General features: G+C 75.0%; 11 protein-coding genes. 7 read left to right on the forward strand and 4 right to left on the reverse strand.

Features of this window, described 5'->3' with window-relative positions; all coding sequences use genetic code 11:
* The first annotated feature begins 40 nt into the window (after positions 1–40).
* From CLT72_RS29255 to CLT72_RS29275, 5 genes are all read left to right on the forward strand, one after another.
* Complete coding sequence (locus CLT72_RS29255; RefSeq protein ID WP_101414499.1) at positions 41–2,644, forward strand: putative bifunctional diguanylate cyclase/phosphodiesterase; 2,604 nt, start codon at positions 41–43, stop codon at positions 2,642–2,644.
* A gap of 238 nt (positions 2,645–2,882) precedes the next feature.
* Positions 2,883–3,188, forward strand: coding sequence for an Asp-tRNA(Asn)/Glu-tRNA(Gln) amidotransferase subunit GatC (gene gatC / locus CLT72_RS29260; RefSeq protein WP_089001642.1), 306 nt, complete (start codon positions 2,883–2,885; stop codon positions 3,186–3,188).
* Complete coding sequence (gene gatA / locus CLT72_RS29265; RefSeq protein WP_101414500.1) at positions 3,185–4,660, forward strand: Asp-tRNA(Asn)/Glu-tRNA(Gln) amidotransferase subunit GatA; 1,476 nt, start codon at positions 3,185–3,187, stop codon at positions 4,658–4,660. Before gatC ends, gatA begins: the two co-directional genes overlap by 4 nt.
* Positions 4,661–4,673: 13 nt before the next feature.
* Positions 4,674–6,167: an Asp-tRNA(Asn)/Glu-tRNA(Gln) amidotransferase subunit GatB gene (gene gatB / locus CLT72_RS29270; RefSeq protein WP_101414501.1), complete on the forward strand. Its 1,494-nt coding sequence runs from the start codon at positions 4,674–4,676 to the stop codon at positions 6,165–6,167.
* 177 nt (positions 6,168–6,344) lie between these two features.
* Entirely contained in the window at positions 6,345–8,702 is a 2,358-nt protein-coding gene (locus tag CLT72_RS29275) for a transketolase-like TK C-terminal-containing protein (protein ID WP_101415459.1), read from the forward strand.
* Between the two features lie 628 nt (positions 8,703–9,330).
* Here the strand turns inward: CLT72_RS29275 and CLT72_RS29280 are convergent.
* From CLT72_RS29280 to CLT72_RS29290, 3 genes are all read right to left on the reverse strand, one after another.
* Positions 9,331–10,905 (reverse strand): metallophosphoesterase, encoded by a 1,575-nt coding sequence (locus CLT72_RS29280; RefSeq protein ID WP_101414502.1) that lies wholly within the window; start codon positions 10,903–10,905, stop codon positions 9,331–9,333.
* Between the two features lie 57 nt (positions 10,906–10,962).
* A complete protein-coding gene (locus CLT72_RS29285; RefSeq protein ID WP_101414503.1) occupies positions 10,963–12,138 on the reverse strand; it encodes a PQQ-dependent sugar dehydrogenase in 1,176 nt (391 codons plus the stop codon).
* 67 nt (positions 12,139–12,205) lie between these two features.
* Positions 12,206–14,020, reverse strand: a complete 1,815-nt coding sequence (locus tag CLT72_RS29290) for a SpoIIE family protein phosphatase (RefSeq protein ID WP_101414504.1) — start codon at positions 14,018–14,020, stop codon at positions 12,206–12,208.
* A gap of 185 nt (positions 14,021–14,205) precedes the next feature.
* Here CLT72_RS29290 and CLT72_RS29295 point away from each other — a divergent pair, with 185 nt between their 5' ends.
* Positions 14,206–15,132, forward strand: a complete 927-nt coding sequence (locus CLT72_RS29295; RefSeq protein ID WP_101414505.1) for a 2-hydroxyacid dehydrogenase — start codon at positions 14,206–14,208, stop codon at positions 15,130–15,132.
* 36 nt (positions 15,133–15,168) lie between these two features.
* Here CLT72_RS29295 and CLT72_RS29300 read toward each other — a convergent pair whose 3' ends face one another.
* Positions 15,169–15,546 carry a PH domain-containing protein gene (locus tag CLT72_RS29300; protein ID WP_101414506.1) on the reverse strand — a complete coding sequence of 126 codons (378 nt, stop codon included), beginning with the start codon at positions 15,544–15,546 and terminating at the stop codon, positions 15,169–15,171.
* Positions 15,547–15,749: 203 nt separating this feature from the next.
* On the opposite strand from CLT72_RS29300, the gene CLT72_RS29305 reads away from it, so the two are divergent.
* Positions 15,750–18,029, forward strand: a complete 2,280-nt coding sequence (locus CLT72_RS29305; RefSeq protein ID WP_101414507.1) for a bifunctional diguanylate cyclase/phosphodiesterase — start codon at positions 15,750–15,752, stop codon at positions 18,027–18,029.
* Positions 18,030–18,061: the final 32 nt, after the last annotated feature.

Here is an 18,061-nt window from a genome sequence, read left to right on the forward strand (position 1 = left end):
ACCGGGTCACGCCCCGTGGACCGAGCCCTCGGGAGGTGTGATGGAGGCCGCGGACTCGCGCAACTCCGTTCCGCCTGGTCGGGCGCGCCCGTTCTTCGCCTTCGTCTGGTCGGTCGTCGCGTTGGCCGCGGTGCTCTGCGTACGCCCGCTGCTCGACCTTCCGGCCGAGCTGCCGCGGCTGCCGGTGGCGTTCTGGGTGATGGCGGCCCTGGCCGTCGGCTGCGACGCGCGCCCGTTCGTGCCGCCCGGGCGCCGGCAGACCTCCGCGGTCTTCCCGTCCACCTGCTTCACCTTTGCCATCCTGCTCGGCTGGGGCTTCGGCCCGGCGCTGCTGGTGCAGGCGGTGGCCGTCGTCGTCTCCGGCTGGCGGATGGGCCACGCCCCGTGGCGCACGGCGTTCAACGCCGCCCAGTACGCGGCCGCCCTGGGCGCCGCGTACGCGGTCACGTGGCTGGGGCCCGGCAGCATCTTCGACGGCGGCCGGCTGCGCGGCACGGACGTGCTGGCGGTGGGCGGTGCGACGGTGGCCTGGTTCGCCGTCAACTACGCGCTGGTCAGCGCGGCCGTCCGGCTGCGTTTCGGCGACCGCTGGTGGCCCAGCCTGCGGCAGGGGCTGGGCTTCGAGCTGCTCTCCACCGGCTCGTTGCTGCTGCTCGCCCCGGTGCTGGTCGCGGCGGCACGGGCCAGCGCCGCGCTGATCCCGCTGGTGCTGGTGCCGCTGTTCGCCGTCTACCGGATGGCCCGGCTCAGCGTCGAGCAGCAGCAGCTCGCCTCCCTGGACCCGCTCACCGGCCTGCCCAACCGCAAGGCGCTGCTGGCCGAGGTCGGCGAGCAGGTGCACGTGCACGCCGAACGCGCGGCCCGGGGCGAGCCCGGCGCGCGGCTGGCGCTGCTCCTGATCGACCTCGACCGGTTCAAGAACGTCAACGACGCGCTCGGGCACGCGGTGGGCGACCGGCTGCTGGTCGAGGTGAGCGCCCGGCTGACCGGTGTGGTCGGTGAGGGCATGGTCGCCCGGCTGGGCGGGGACGAGTTCGCCATCGTGATGACCGGCCTGACCGACGCCGACGAGGCCCGTGAGCTGGCCGGCCGGGTGGTCCGGGCGCTGGCCGAACCGGTGTCGCTGGACGGGTTGCCGCTCGATGTGGGCGGCTCGATCGGCATCGCGCTCTTCCCCGAGCACGGCGAGGACTTCGCGACCCTGATGCGCCACGCCGACGTGGCGATGTACGACGCCAAGCACCGCAACGACACCGTGGCGGTCTACGCGGCCGAGTCCGACCACAACTCCGCCGAGCGGCTCGGCCTGCTCGCCGACCTGCGCCGGGTGCTGGAGGCGGGCCGTCCGGCGACCGCCCCGCCCACCGGACAGGCCGCGGCCGGACCGGCCGACGGCGCCCCGGGCGACCAGGCGGTGGCCGTCGCGGCCGGGCCGACGTCGGCCGGCCGCCTGCCGGGTGACGGGCGGGCCGGCCTCACCCGGGGCGGCGACGGGGCCACGCTTTCCGCCGACGTCGCGGACCTCACCCCCGGAGCCGGTCGCTGGCGGCTGCGTCGCCGTCGGCAGCGGCCCGGGCCGCCGCCCGGAGACGAGCTGATCAACCGGATCGTCACCGCCGCCGACCCGATCCGCCGCCGGGCGGCGACCGCCGCGACGGACGGCCCCGACCAAGGCGACGGCCCGGGCCGCCGCAACGGCGCCGGGCACCCCGGCGGGCAGGGCGCCGCGGTCGTACGCCGGCAGGGCCCGCCCGTCGACGACGGCGCGGGGGAGCCCGGCGACGGCCGCGCCCCGACGGGCCGGCGGGGTCCCCGCCACGACGCGACCGGCCGGCGGGACCCCGACGCCGCTGCGGCCGCCGACGCGGGCGAGATCACCATGTACTACCAGCCGCAGGTCGCCATCGCGACCGGCGAGGTGGTCGGCGTGGAGGCGCTGCTGCGCTGGCGGCACCCCCGTCGGGGCATGGTGGACCCGGAGGAGCTGATCCGCGTCGCCGAGCAGAGCGCGGTGATGCGGCTGCTCACCCGCCGGGTGGTGGACGACGTGGTGGAACAGCTCGCCAAGTGGTCGGCCGCCGGGACACACCTGCCGGCGGCGCTCAACGTCAGCGTGCGCGACCTGCACACCGGCGAGATCGCCGACCAGATCGCCGACCGGCTCGCCCGCTACGGGGTGCCGCCGCAGCGGCTGCAACTGGAGATCACCGAGGGCGCCCTGATGGCCGACCCGCGTCGCGTGCTGGCCACCATCACCCGGCTGCACCGCATCGGCGTGGGCATCGCCCTGGACGACTTCGGCACCGGCTACTCCTCCCTCCAGCACCTGCGGCGGCTGCCGCTGTCCGAGGTGAAGGTGGACCGCTCCTTCGTGCTGGGGATGGCCGACGACGCCGACGACGCGGCGATCGTCAAGTCGACCATCGAGCTGGCGAAGGCGCTCGGGCTGCGGGTGGTCGCCGAGGGCGTCGAGGACGAGCGCACCTGGCGCATGCTCCACGCAGCGGGCTGCGACGCGGCGCAGGGCTGGTTCTACGCCCGGCCGATGCCGGCCGAGGAACTCGTCGGCTGGCTGGCCCGCTACCGTCCCGTCCGCCCGACGCCCAGCCCCGACACCGAGATTCCCCGCCGACACGCCCGCTGAGCCGCCCACCCGGCGCACCCGCGACACCGGCGGCGCGGCGCGGCGGTCGAGGCACCCGGGCGACCGCCCGCGCACCACGGCGGCGGACGACGGCCCCCTCCGCCGCGCCGGAGGGGGAGTCGGGGACGCGCCGCCGGGGCGGAACAATAGACTCGCTCCGGTCACCGCGCGTCACGCACCTCGGTCGCGCGGCCGACACCCGGTCCGACCCGCAAGCACCGTCACGAAGGGGGCACCGATGGCCGCCATCTCCCGCGAGGAGGTCGCGCACCTGGCGCGACTGTCGCGGCTCGCCGTAACGGAGGAGGAGCTGGACACCTTCGCCGGCCAGCTCGACGTGATCCTCCAGGCGGTCGCGCAGGTCGGCGAGGTCGCCGCGGCGGACATCCCGCCGACGTCGCACTCGGTGCCGCTGACCAACGTCCTGCGCGAGGACGTCGTGGTGCCCGGGCTGACCCCGCAGGAGGCGCTGTCGGGCGCGCCCGACGCCGAGCAGCAGCGGTTCCGCGTACCGCGGATCCTGGACGAGGATGTGGCGTCATGACCGATCTGACCAGACTGACCGCGACGGAGATCGCGGGGCTCGTCGCCTCCGGCGAGACCTCCGCCGTCGAGGTCACCCGGGCGCACCTGGACCGCATCGGCGCCGTTGACGACCGGGTGAACGCGTTCCTGCACGTCGACACCGAGGGCGCGCTCGCCGCCGCCGCCGACGTCGACGCCCGCCGCGCCGCCGGCGAGGAGCTGGGGCCGCTGGCCGGCGTGCCGGTCGCCGTGAAGGACGTGCTGACCACCAAGGGCGTGCCGACCACCGTCGGGTCGAAGATCCTGGAGGGCTGGCGCCCGCCGTACGACTCGACGATCGTGCAGCGCCTGCGCGCCGCCGGCACGGTGATGCTCGGCAAGACCAACATGGACGAGTTCGCGATGGGCTCCTCCACGGAATACTCGGCGTACGGGCCGACGCACAACCCGTGGGACCTCAGCCGCATCCCGGGCGGCTCGGGCGGCGGCAGCTCCGCGGCGCTGGCCGCGTACGAGGCGCCGCTGGCGATCGGCTCCGACACCGGCGGCTCGATCCGGCAGCCGGGTGCCGTCACCGGCACGGTCGGCGCGAAGCCCACCTACGGCGGCACCTCCCGCTACGGCCTGGTGGCGTTCTCGTCGTCGCTGGACACCCCCGGCCCGTGCGCCCGCAACGTGCTGGACGCGGCGCTGCTGCACGAGGTGATCGGCGGGCACGACCCACGCGACTCCACCTCGATCCCGCAGCCCGTGCCGGACGTGGTGGCCGCCGCCAGGCTCGGCGCGACCGGCGACCTGACCGGCGTGAAGCTCGGCATCGTCAGCGAGTTCGTCGGCGAGGGCGCCGAGCCGGGCGTGATGGCGGCGTTCCGCGAGTCGGTCGACGCGCTGACCAAGCTGGGCGCCGAGATCGTGGAGGTGTCCTGCCCCCACTTCCGGTACGCGCTGCCGGCGTACTACCTGATCGCCCCGAGCGAGGCCTCCTCCAACCTGGCCCGGTTCGACGGCGTCCGGTTCGGCCTGCGGGTCGGTGACGACGGCAACCGGTCGCTGGAGGAGGTCATGTCCCTGACCCGGGAGGCCGGCTTCGGCGCCGAGGTCAAGCGCCGCATCATGATCGGCACGTACGCGCTCTCGTCGGGCTACTACGACGCCTACTACGGGCAGGCGCAGAAGGTCCGTACGCTGATCACGCGGGACTTCACCGCCGCGTTCGAGCAGGTCGACGCGCTGATCTCGCCGACCACCCCGTTCGTGGCGTTCCCGCTCGGCGAGCGCACCGCCGACCCCTACCAGATGTACCTGGCCGACCTGTTCACCATTCCGACGAACCTGTACGGCGGGCCGGGCATCTCGGTGCCGTGCGGGCTCTCCGACGGGCTGCCGGTCGGCTTCCAGATCATGGCCCCGACGATGGCCGACGACCGCATGTACCGGGTCGCCGCCGCGCTGGAGAGCGCCGTCGGCACGTTCACCCCACCGGCACTGTGAGGCAGGAGCTCAGATGACGACGACACTGCCCGCGTACGACGAGGTCGTGGCGCGCTACGAACCGGTGATCGGCCTGGAGACCCACGTCGAGCTGGGCACGAACACCAAGATGTTCTGCGGCTGCCCGACGGACTTCGGTGGCGAGCCGAACACCCGGGTCTGCCCGGTCTGCCTGGGCCTGCCCGGCTCGCTGCCGGTGGCCAACAAGGCCGCCATCGAGGCGACCATCCGGATCGGCCTGGCGCTCAACTGCTCGATCGCCGAGTGGTGCCGGTTCGCGCGGAAGAACTACTTCTACCCGGACATGCCGAAGGACTTCCAGATCAGCCAGTACGACGAGCCGCTGTGCTTCGAGGGCTACCTGGACGTCGAGGTCAACGGCGAGCTGGTGCGCATCGGCATCGAGCGGGTGCACCTGGAGGAGGACACCGGCAAGACGCTGCATGTCGGCGGCGCCACCGGGCGCATCCACGGCGCCACCGAGTCGCTGGTCGACTACAACCGGGCCGGCATCCCGCTGGTGGAGATCGTCACCAAGCCGGTCCCCGGCACCGGCACGCTCGCCCCCGAGGTGGCCCGCGCGTACGTCACCGAGCTGCGCGACGTGCTCCGCTCGCTGGGCGTCTCCGACGTGCGGATGGAGGAGGGCTCGCTGCGCTGCGACGTCAACACCTCCCTCAACCTGCCCGGCGAGGAGTGGGGCACCCGCACCGAGACCAAGAACGTCAACTCGCTGCGCTCGGTCGAGCGGGCCGTCCGGTCGGAGATCATCCGGCAGGCGTCCGTACTCGACGCGGGCGGCCGGATCACCCAGGAGACCCGGCACTTCCACGAGGACACCGGCGACACCACGCCGGGCCGGTCCAAGGAGACCGCGACCGACTACCGGTACTTCCCGGAGCCCGACCTGGTGCCGCTTGCGCCGGACGCCGCCTGGGTCGCCGAGCTGAAGGCCGCGCTGCCGGAGCTGCCCCGGCTGCACCGGCGCCGGCTCCAGGAGCAGTGGGGCCTGTCGGACCTGGACATGCAGTCGGTGCTCAACGCCGGCGCGGTCGAGCTGATCGAGCAGACCGTGGCCGCCGGCGCCTCCCCGGCGGCGGCCCGCAAGTGGTGGCTGGGCGAGCTGTCCCGGCGCGCCAACGAGACCGGCGTGGAGCTGGCCGACATCGGGGCCACCCCGTCGCAGGTCGCCGAACTCCAGGGCCTGGTCGACGCCGGCAAGCTCAACGACAAGCTGGCCCGTACCGTCCTCGAGGGTGTGGTGGCCGGCGAGGGCTCGCCGACCGAGATCATGACCAACCGGGGCCTGGAGGTCGTCTCCGACACGGGCGCGCTCACCGCCGCCGTCGACGAGGCGATCGCCGCCAACCCCGACATCGCCGACAAGATCCGCAGCGGCAAGGTCGCCGCGGCCGGCGCCCTGGTCGGGGCGGTCATGAAGACCACTCGTGGCCAGGCCGACGCCAAGACGGTCCGGGAGCTGATCCTGGAGCGCCTCGGCGCCTGAACCGGCAGGGAAGGGGATCTTCCGACGCCCTCCGCACGGGAGGTCCCTTCCACCGCATCGAGCCGCCGCGTGCGCCCGTCGCACGCGGCGGCTGCGCACCCGCAGACGCCCACCCCTCGCGACCCACCCGCCCCCGACCGGCCGTCAACGGTGACCGCCGGACCCTTGGAGTCGACCGTGAACCGTACCGACCTCGACGTCCTCGAAGAGATCCAGCAGCGGGTGCTCTGGCTCGCGACCCGGATCGTGGACGCGGCCAACCACGACCGGGACACCGGCGACGGGGTGAAGGTGGGCGGGCACCAGGCGTCCAGCGCCTCGCTGGTCACCGCCATGACGGCGCTGTGGTTCGCGCACCTCGACGCCGAGGACCGGGTGGCGGTCAAGCCGCACGCCTCGCCGGTCTTCCACGCCATCCAGTACCTGCTGGGCAACCTCGACCGCTCCTACCTGACGAAGCTGCGCGCCAGGGGTGGCCTCCAGTCGTACCCGTCGCGCACCAAGGACCCCGACGAGGTGGACTTCTCCACCGGCTCCGTCGGGCTCGGCGCGGCGGCGCCGCTCTTCGCCGCCGCGACCCGCCGCTACGTCGACGCGCACTTCGGCGCCCGCCCGCACTCCCGGTTCGTCGCGTTGATCGGTGACGCCGAGCTGGACGAGGGGAACATCTGGGAGGCCGTCGCCGACCCGGCCACCACCGGACTGGGCAACGTGACGTGGCTGGTCGACTTCAACCGCCAGTCGCTGGACCGGGTGGTGCCCGGGGTGCGGATCAACCAGTGGCGGGGTCAGTTCGAGGCCGCCGGCTGGCACGTGGTCGAGGTCAAGTACGGCCGCCGGCTCGCCGAGGCGTACGCCCGGCCGGGCGGCGGGGCACTGCGCGACTGGATCGACGCGATGCCCAACGAGCAGTACCAGTCGCTGTTCGGGCTGACCGGCGCGGCGCTGCGCAAGCAGTTCCTCGACGGTGCGCCCGACGGGATCGAGGCGTTCATCGCCGACGTCGGCGACGACGAGCTGGGGCCGCTCGTGACCGACCTGGGCGGGCACGACATGGCGGCGATGCTCGACGCGTACGCCCAGTGCGACGCGGTCACGGACCGACCCAGCGTGATCTTCGCGTACACCGTGAAGGGGTGGGGGCTGCCGATCGCCGGCAATCCGCGCAACCACTCGGCGCTGCTGAGCAACGAGCAGGTCGACGCGCTGCGGGCCGCGCGGGGGCTGACGCGCGAGACCGAGTGGGACCGGCTGGACCCGGCGTCTCCGGCCGGCATCCGGGCCAACGAGCGCCGGGAGGCGCTGTCCCGCGCGCCCCGCGAGCGGGCGCTGGGCGTCACGGTCCCCGACACGACACGGGTACGCGCGAACAAGCCGATCTCGACGCAGGAGGTCTTCGGGCGGGTGCTGGTCGAGCTGGCCCGCAACCCCGAGGTGGGCCGCTACCTGGTGACCACCGCGCCGGACGTGGCGACCTCCACCAACCTGGCCGGGTTCATCAACAAGACCGGCGTCTTCGCCCCGACGGAGCAGCGCTCCTGGACCGAGGACCGGATGCTGCGCTGGACGGAGAGCCCCGCCGGGCAGCACATCGAGCTGGGCATCTCCGAGATGAACCTGTTCCTGCTGCTGGGGCAGCTCGGCCTGTCGTGGGACCTGTCGGCGCAACCGCTGCTGCCGGTCGGCACGGTCTACGACCCGTTCGTGCTGCGCGGGCTGGACGCGTTCCTCTACGGCACGTACTCCGGCTCCCGGTTCGTGGTCGCCGGCACCCCGTCGGGCATCACGCTCGCCCCGGAGGGCGGCGCCCACCAGTCGACCATCACCGCCTCGGTGGGGCTGGAGCTGCCCGGGGTGACGTTCCTCGAACCCGCGTACGCGGCCACCTTGGACTGGCTGCTCTGCGACGCGCTGGGCCAGATCGCCGGCGGGGCGGCCCCGTCGGCCACGGCCGCTCCCGCCGAGGACGGCGCGTACTACTTCCGGCTCAGCACCCGCCCGATCGACCAGGCGCCCTTCGAGGCGGCGCGGGCCCGACTCGGCGACGCGGTGCTGCGTCGGCAGGCGGTCGCCGGGGCGTACCGCCTGGTCGACGCCCACGAGGCGTACCCGCACCTGGCCGACGCCCCGGTGGTGCAGTTGGCCGCCTCCGGCGCGGTGCTGCCCGAGGTGCTCGCGGCGGCGGCGGAACTGGCCGAGGAGGGCATCGCCGCGCACGTCGTCGACGTCACCTCGCTGGACCGGCTCTACCGGGCCTGGCAGCGCACCCTCCGCCAGGGCGTACGCACGGCCACGGTGCCGAGCGTGCCGGGCGCGCTGCGTTCGGCGTTCGCCGACCGGGTGCCGGTGGTGACGGTGCACGACGCCGCCTCGCACGCCATGGCGTGGCTGGGCTCGGCGCTCGCCGCCCCGGCGGTGCCGCTGGGCGTGGACGAGTTCGGCCAGTCCGGCAGCGTCCACGAGCTGTACGACCTGCACGACCTGCTCCCCGGCAGCATCGTCAACGCCGCCCTGGCGGCCCTGTCCCTGCGCTGACCTGACAAGGCGGCCGGGTGGGGCGGTCCTGCTACGGAGGGCGCCGTGCCTTCCGGCTGTGCCCGGCACACGGGGCCACCGGGCAGGCGTCGAGACGCTGCGGGCACGTGGTGTCGAGGCACTTCGGCATGTGGTGTCGAGTCGTTGCGGGGCTTGCGACGCGGCGCGGACCGGCGGCGATCAGCGCACCCCCGTTGTCGCTCAGAGTGACGGATGGTTGACGTTACGGAGCGTGGCGGGCGGCGCGGGGCGCGGCGGTCCCCGTTCGCGCGCTTTGCTCTGCAGCCGCCGACGCACCACTCTCCTGAGCAGGGGGAATGCCAATTCGCCCGACCGGCGGCTGGATGCGGATCGCTACCTGGAGTTACTGGTGCGTCTGCGGCTGCAGAGCAAAGCGTCCGAGGGGTTGGGTGGCTGCGGACGCAGGTGGCCACGCAGCGTTACGAACGCCAGCGGAGTCGCGGCCGCGGCAACCGGTCAGGGCGACCTGCAGCGGACGGTCGGCCACCCGGACACCGGCAGGCTGGCTACCGGCGCGGCACGCTCGGCACCCAGCACCCAGCACCCAGCACCCAGCGCTCAGCACCCAGCGCTCAGCACCCAGCGCTCAGCGTCAGCGGGTCGGGGGTCAGCGGGTCGGGGTGGGGGTGACCGGGGCGGGCACGCCGGCCTGCGGGTCCTCCACGACGTGCCGCTCCAGGTTGACCTGCGCCTGCCCCGTGCCGCCGACGGTGATGTCGTCGTACGCCTGGAGCAGCTTGTCCTTGTCGAAGTAGAGCACGGTCATCGTCAGCGGGGTGGGCTTCTCGCCCTCCAGGCCGCGCAGCCCGGCCCCGCCCGTGGAGCCCTGCACCATCAGCTGGGTGGGGCCCTTCCCGGGCACCTCCGGCAGCTTCGAGACCTGCCGGTCGTGGGTGTGCCCGGCGAGGACCAGCGGACAGGTGCCCGAGAGCGGGCCGGCGGAGGCCGGGTCGTGCACCAGCGCGATGTTCACGGGGCGCGGCGAGCTGCGTACCGTGGCCGCGAGCTGGTCGCCGACGCCGATGAGCTGGTCCGCGGTCTGCTGGGTGAGCCCGCTGCCGGCCGGCGACGTGTTCTTGTCGGGGGTGAAGCGCGGGTCGCCGATGCCGGCGATGGTCAGCCCCGCGACCGTCGTGGTCGTGTTGCTCAGCACGATCGCGTTCGGCTGGCGGGCCACGGCCGCCGCGGTCCGGCCCGAGTCGTGGTTGCCCCGGATGTAGACGTACGGCTTCTTGAGCAGGCCGATCGAGCCGACGTAGGAGGCCTCCGGCTCGGAGCCCCAGTCGGTGATGTCCCCGGTGTCGATCACCACGTCGATGCCGAACTGCTCGACGACGGTGCGGATGAGCTGCCAGCCGGTCGGGTTGAGGTGCATGTCCGAGACGTGCAGTACGCGCGTCGTGCCGGGGGCGGGCTCGTAGACCGGCAGCGACGACACCGTGGTGTAGAGCTGGCTGACGTTGCCGACGATGCGCTGGAGCTGCTCGGCGTAGCGGGTGTAGTCGTTCGCGATCCGCCGGGCGTCACCGACGATCGCGGGGGCGTTGACCAGCAGCCCCTCGTAGCGCGGCTCCTCGATGGCCTCCGGCCGGATGGTGGCGGCGGCGGTGCCGAGGCTGCCGGCGGTGACCACCAGCGCCAGAGCGCCCGCCCAGGCCGCCCGGCGGGTGTCGCGGAAGACCAGCAGGGCCAGCAGCAGGGTGACCAGCACCGCCGAGGCGAGCGTCCGCAGCCCGAGCCGCAGCACACCCTCGCGGACGTCGTCGACGGCCGACTGGCTCGCCCGGTTGATGCTCGCCGGATCGTCGAGCAGCGCCTCGGTGCGGCTCTGGTCCAGCGCGCCCAGCTCCACGGTCAGGTGGGTCGGCCCGTCGTGGCTGTCGAGCAGCAGCGCACCCAGCGGCGGGATGTCGACCGTGGTGCCGCCGCCGAAGGCCGGCGCGACCGAGAGGTCGGCCTGGAACGGGCCGATGTCGGTGCTCACCCGGCCGCCGGCGAGCACGCCGATCACCACGCCGACCAGGGCGACGGCGAGGACCGCCAGGATCACCCCGGTCCCGCGCAGCGCTCGCCGGCCGGTCCGTTCGGCGCCGTCGCGCCGGGGCGCCGGGCGCGGGGCGCGATCGGCCGCCGGGACGGCCTCGTCCCGGTTCGCGTGCTCTTCGTTCTCCTGGCCGTCCATGGTGAGATTCTGACCTGCCCACTGAAGGATCTTGGGAAACCCGGACCAGCCGGTGCGTCAGCTCCGGCCGGCCCCGCCACCGGCGAAGACCAACCGCAGCAGCCGGTCGTCCTCGGGCGCCGGCTGGCCCCGCCCGTCGTGGTTGGAGGTGCTGACCCAGATCGAGCCGTCCGGCGCGGCGGCCACGGCCCGCAGCCGCCCGAACCGGTCGGTCAGCAGCTCGCGTGGCTGGCCGAGCACGGTGCCGGTGTCGGTCAGCTCGACCAGCCAGAGGCGCTTGCCGCGCAGGCACGCGGTGACGAGCAGCCGGTCGGCGGCGGTCAGCCCGGAGCAGGACGCGTCGGACGTCGGCCACTGGGCGATCGGGTTGACGAAGCGCTTGTCGTCGTCACGCCCCTCGACCGTCGGCCACCCGTAGTTGCGCCCCTTGGTGATCTGGTTGATCTCGTCCCAGGTGTTCTGGCCGAACTCCACGGCGTACATCCGCTTGCCGGCGTCCCAGGCGACGCCCTGGACGTTGCGGTGGCCCAGGGACCACACCGGGGAGTTCGGGAACGGGTTGCCGGGTGCCGGCTTGCCGTCTTTGGTGATCCGCAGGATCTTGCCGCCGAGGCGCTTGGCGTCCTGCGCCTGCGGCCGGTCGCCGGCGTCGCCGGTGCTCGCGTAGAGCAGGCCGTCCGGGCCGAAGGCGAGGCCGCCGCCGTTGTGGATGCCGGCCTTGGGGATGCCGGTGAGGATCGGGGTCGGCGTGCCGCCCAACTCCAGCCGGACGATCCGGTTGTCCCGTTCGGTCGTGTAGTAGACGAAGATCGCCTTGTCCCGCTGGTAGTCGGGCGAGACGGCGATGCCCATCAGCCCGCCCTCACCCGAGGCCGCCACGTCGGAGATGGTCTGCACCGGGGTGACCTTCAGCCCGTCGGGCCCCGACTCGGGGCCGACCCGCAGGATCCGGCCGCTGTCCCGCTCGGTGACCAGCGCCGCGCCGTCGGGCAGGAAGGCGATCGCCCACGGCACCCGCAGACCCTTGGCCAGCACCGTGGTGACCACCTCCTGGCCGGCCCCGCCAGGGCTCGCCGTCGCCGACGGCGTCGGGAAGGTGGGCGGCTCGCCGGCCGGGTCGGGCTCCGGCTCGCCGAAGCTGCAACCGGCGGTCGCCAGCAGCAGCGCCGCGCACGAAGCCGCCAGGGCCGTCCGCAGACGGCGGATGCGAGGGTACGGGGGACGGGCGCTCACCCGGCCCAGGGTAGCCGGCCACGGCGACGGACCGGGGCCGTCGGATCGGACCGGTTCCGTGGTGCGGTCAGATCGCCCGGACGGCGAGCAGCGCGACGTCGTCCTCCCGCCGGGGGGCGGTGGTCAGCAGCAGGTCACAGAGATCGCCCAGCGGCAGCCGGTCGGTGCCGGCCAGCCGGGCGAGCAGCTCCGTCATCCCCTCGTCGATGGGCCGGTCCCGCCGTTCGATGAGCCCGTCGGTGTAGAGCAGCAGGGTGTCGCCGGTGGCCAGGTGGGTGTGCCGGGTGGTGCGCCGTACCGGCCGGTTCAGCCCGAGCAGCGGCTCCGGCGCTCCCGCGAGCACCTCCACCGCGCCCCCGACCCGGACCGCGAGCGGTGGGGGGTGCCCCGCGTTGCACCAGGTGACCCGCTGACCGCCGGCGTCGGCGGCGTGCAGCCGCACCAGGGCCGCCGTGGCCGCCGTCCGCAGGTGCAGCCCGCGGATCGTCTCGTCCAGGCGGCTCATCAGCTCGTCGACCGCGTCGGGCCGGCCGTACGCGTTGCCCCGGACCAGGTTGCGCAGCTGCCCCATGGTCGCGGCGGCCTCGATGTCGTGCCCGGCCACGTCGCCGATCGCCGCGATCAGTTCCCCGCCCGGCTGGCGGAAGGCGTCGTACCAGTCGCCGCCGACCTCGACCCGGTCCGCCGCCGGCTGGTAGCGGGCGGCCAGTTCGAGGTCCCGGGTGACCGGCAGTTCCGGCAGCATGCTGTGTTGCAGCACGTGCGCGACGTGCCGCTGTTCGCCGTACATCCGGCTGTTGCCGATCGCCTGACCGGCCCGGCGGCCGATGTCCTCGGCGATGAGCAGGTCGCTGTCGTCGAAGTCGCGCCGCTGCGGGCCGTTGATCAGGGTGACGCAGCCGAGCACCCGCCCGGCGTCGATGATCGGCACGCTGAGGTGCGAGGAGAAACCGAGGCGGGCGGCGAGTTCCGGCATCTCCGGCCCGACCGTGCCCCGGCGTACGTCGTCGAGGGTCGCCGCGGCGCCCAGTACGGGCCGGCCGGTGCGCAGCACCGCCCGGGTGATCGAGTGGGCGCTCAGCCCGGTGCGCATCAGCTCGGCGAAGCGGGCGACGTCCGGGGCCCGGGCCGGGTCGCGGTGTGCGGCGGTCACGTCGCGGGGCGCCCCGTCGGGCCCGACCAGGGTAACCAGGGACCAGTCGGCCAGCAGCGGCACCATCGTGTCGCGCAGGTGGCGCAGCGCGGTGGCCACGTCGAGCGTGCCGGCCAGGGTCCCGGCCAGCCCGGCCAGCAGCTCCAGCCGGCCGTTGGCCTCCTCGGCGCGCCGCCGCGCCTGCTCGGCGCCGTCGAGGGCGATCCGCAACCGCAGCTCGGAGGCGCAGGCGGCGGCCAGGTCGGCGAGCGTCCGCAACTGCTCGGCGGTCCAGTCGCGGGGCTTGTCGTCGATCGCGCAGAGCGAGCCGAGGACACGACCCTCCAGGTCCGTCAGCGGCATCCCGGCGTAGGCGACGACGCCCAGCTCGGGCACGGCGAGGTTGTCCCGCAGGGCGGGGTGCAGCCGGGCGTCGGGCAGCACCATCGGGGTCCCGAGGTCGACGACGTGCTGGCAGAACGAGTGGCTCAGGGGCGTCTGCCGCCGCGCGGCCCACGGCCGGACCAGGCCCACCTCGCCGGGAAAGAACTGGCGCTCGGCGTCGACCAGGGACACCAGGGCGACCGGCACGTCGAGCAGGTCCCCGACCAGCCGGGCGAACCGGTCGAACGCCTCGTCGGGGGCGGCCGTCAGCCGGGTCTCCGCGAGGGAGCGCAGCCGATCCGGGTCGCGTAGCGCAGAGATGGACCCGGCCCGCTCGGGGGCGTCGTCGCGGGAGCCGTCCGTCATTGACCACCTGTCCGTGCGGATGGAGGCCGACCGGCACTCCGGTCCTCCCTTATACCCCGTCCGGGCCGCAATCGCCTCGGTCGCCGCCGCGTCACCCTGATCACTGCGCCGGCGGCCCACCCGTCCGGGTGCCGCAGCCGCCCCGCCCGACGGACGGAGGCACCGGGAGCCTATCGTCGGCGGGCGTGAAGGTATGGATCCCGCACCAGGACGGTCAGGCGCTCCTCGGCGAGCTGCCGCCGGAGGTCACCGTCGAGGTGGCCGAGGACGTCTCCCGGCTTCCCTCGGAGACGTCCGGTGTCCGGTTCTGGGTGCCGCCCTTCCTGTCCGGCGGGGACGTCACCGCACTGCTGCGCGAGCTGCCCGACCTGGCGGTGGTGCAGCTCCTCTCCGCCGGGGCGGACGCGTGGGCCGGCCGGGTCCCGTCCGGGGTGACGCTCTGCGACGCCAGGGGGGTGCACGATCCGTCCACCGCCGAGTGGGTGGTCGCGGCGATCCTGTCCCAGCTGCGCGCCTTCCCCGCCCTGGCCCGCGCGCAGGCCCGGCGCGAGTGGGCGTACGGCGAGGTGGCCCCCACCGATCAGCTGGCCGGCAAGCGGGTGCTGATCGTCGGGGCGGGCTCCATCGGCACGGCGGTACGCGACCGGCTGGCGCCGTTCGAGGTGAGCTTCACGCTGGTGGCCCGCACCGCCCGCCCGGAGCAGGGCGTGCACGGCGTCGGGGAGCTGCCGGGGCTGCTTCCCGAGGCCGACGTGGTGGTGCTGCTGGTGCCGTTGACCGGGCAGACCCGGGGGCTGGTCGACGAGAGCTTCCTCGCCGCGATGCGGGACGGCGCGCTGCTGGTCAACGCCGCCCGTGGGCCGGTGGCCCGGACCGAGGCGCTGGTCGCCGAGCTGCGTACCGGCCGGATCTCGGCCGCGCTGGACGTCACCGATCCGGAGCCGTTGCCGGCCGACCACGAGCTGTGGACGATGCCGAACGTGCTGCTCACCCCGCACGTCGCCGGCTCGGTACGCGGCCTGCTGCCGCGCGCGTACCGGCTGGTCGCCGAGCAGGTCCGCCGGTTCGCGGCCGGTGAGCCGCTGATCAACACGGTGGTGGACGGCTACTGAGCGGCCCGGGGGTGCGCAGCCGCGCCCCGGGGGTGCTCAGCCGGCCGCGCCGGGCAGGCTCTGACCGGTGGCCGAGACGAGCCGGGGCAGGTCGGCGGCGCGTACGGCCGGCAGGGTGACCTGCTGACCGTCGTCGAGCCGGGCGACCGCCCGACCGCGCGGGTCGGCGGCCAGCTCGACGATCCGTTCCCAGCCGATCCGGCGCTGCCCGACCAGGGCCCGCAGGCGCAGCTCGCGGGCGTCCGCGTCGGTGCCGGCCCGCCACGCCCAGACCGCGACGGCGAGCGGGACGAGCAGCACCGGCAGCAGGTACCACCGGGCGCCGGCCACCGGCAGGGCGCCGAAGAAGGCGACGATCGCGGCGGCCAGGATCGCCTGGTTGTGCCGGAAGTGGACGGTGTCTGGGCTGGTCACCCTCCGATGATCCCACCCCTGTCGGCGCCGGTACGCGGCGGGCCGAGCCGGCCGGACCGTCGGCGTCGGTGACGGAGATCACTGGCTGGTGGGCGTCACCGCCTTCGCGGCCGATCGTTCCCGACTGATGGGCAGTGGACTCACCCCGGGTCCGATGCCCTGCACCGTCGCACCGCCCGTGCCCCCTCACGAAGGCGACCGCCGTGCCCCTCGCGTACCCGCAACACGCGTCCGTCCCTCGTCCCTCCCGGCCGGACGTCCTCGTCCTCGCCGCCGTCACGCTGCTCCTGCTCGCCGGCGCTCTCGGTCGGATGCCCGCCCTGGCCGTGGTGGCGCTGGCCGCCGCCGCCAGCTGCGCACTGGCGGGTACGCGGCTCTCCCGCCTCGCCGCCGCGCAACCGCTCCCCGCCGCCGCGCCCGCCCCCGCGCAGGTTCCGGCCCGCTCCCGCGCCGCCCGCCGGCGCCCGGCCGCGTCCCGCCGCGTCGCCGTGCTGCTCGACGCCGCGGTGGTGACGGCGGGGCTCACCGCCGCCGTGCTGCCGCTCGCCGGGCCGGGCCACCGGTCTGGCGTCGCCGTGGCGGGGCTGGCCGCCGCCGCCGCGCTGTTCGTCGCGGGGCTGCCCGCCCTGCCGCGCTCCTGCGGTCCGTCCGCCCGGGCCCGCCTGCGCGGGGCCGTCGACGCGAGCGCCGCCGGCCTGGGGCTGGTCCTGGCCGGCTGGCTGCTGCTGCCCCGCGACCCTCTCGATCCGCCGGTCCGGCTCGCCGTTGCCGTGGCCCTGGGCGGGCTCGCGCTCGCCGTACTGGTCGTGTCGACCGGGCCGCACCGGCGCACGGGTGCGGCCCGCTGCCGGGCCGGGGCGGCGCTCACCCTGTCCGGGCTGGTGCTGCTGGCCGCGCTCCCGGCCGGGGCGGCACCGGAGCGGGCGGCGCTGCTGTCCGTACCTCCGCTGGTGAGCGGGGTGCTGTTGACGGCGGCGGGGGCGCGGCGGGCGACCCGCCCGGAGCCCGCCCGGCCCGAGGTGCCGACCACGGTGTGGCCCCGGGCGGTGGTCCCGGCCTTCGCGGCCGTTGCGGCCATCGGCTGGCAGCTGCGCGACGGCGGTCCGCCGGACCTGACGGCGATCCTGCTCGCCCTGGCCCTGGCCCCGCCGCTGGTGCTGCGCGACCTGCTGCGCTCGGACGAGCCGCCGCCGGCCCGCGCCGACGCCGCGCCGGAGCGGTCCGGATCGACCGACCGGAGCCGGCCCGGCATGCCCCTGGACCGCCCGGCGCTGCTGCGGGCCCTCGCCGCCCTCCGGGACGCGCCGGCCCCCGGCGCGCTGCTCGTCGTCGACCTGCACAACCCCGGACCCGCCTCCGACGGGCACCAGGTCGGCGAGGCCGTGCTGGCCGAGGCCCTCCGCCGCGCCCGCGCCGTCGTCGGCCCCCGGGACCTGCTCGCGGACGTCACCGCCACCAGCTTCACCGTGGTCACCGAGGCCGGCCCGGTGCTGGCGTACGCGCTGGGCACCCGGCTGCTCGGCGCGCTCACCCAGCCCTACGAGGTGGCCGGTGCGGTGCTGCGGCTGCGGGCCGGTGTCGGGCTGGCCGAGATCGGCAACGGCGGCCCGGAGGACGTGCTGCGCCAGGCGGACCTGGCCCGGCGCCGGGCCGTGCAGCTCGGCCGGGACCGGGTCGAGTGGTACGACGCCTACCTGGAGGAGCAGCTCGTCCGCCGGCTCGACCTGGAACGGGAGTTGCCCGGTGCGGTGGCCCGGGGCGAGCTGGACCTCGTCTACCAGCCGGTGCTCGACCTGGCCGACGGGCAGCCGGTCGGCGCGGAGGCGCTGCTGCGATGGCGCAGCCCGGTGCTCGGCACGGTGCTGCCCGCCGAGTTCCTGCCCGTGGCCGAGGACCTCGACATCGTGGGGGAGCTGGGCTGCTGGGTGCTGGACCGGGCGTGCCGGCAGCTCGCCGCCTGGTCGGCCGGGAGCCGGCAGCTCTGGATGGCGGTGAACGTGACCGTACGGGAGCTGACCGCCCCCGACTTCGTGCCGCGCACCGCCGCCGTGCTGGACGCGTACGGGCTGACGCCGGAGCGGCTGGTGGTCGAGGTGGCGGAGCCCCGGGTGGGTGCCGAACTGCCGACGGTGGTGGCCCGGTTGGCCGGGCTGCGCTCGCTGGGCGTGCGCACCGCGCTGGACGACTTCCGGGCCGAGCACACCTCGCTGGCCCAGCTCCGCCGGTTGCCGATCGACCTGCTGAAGGTCGGCCCGCAGCTGGTGGATCCGGCGGACCCGCAGCGCCCGCTCATCGACGTGGTGGTGAACGTGGGGGACCGGCTGGGGCTCGACATCGTCGCCGAGGAGCTCGAGTCGGCCGGCCTGGTAGACGGCGCGCGGCGGGCCGGCTGCCGCTACGGGCAGGGCTTCGCGTTGGCCCGCCCGGCCACCGCGGAGCGGGTCGAGGCGTACTTCGAGGAGTTCCCGACGGCCTCGCGCTGACGGGAGACCCGCCGGTGGCCCGACCCGCAGGC

This window comes from Micromonospora sp. CNZ309, assembly GCF_002846525.1.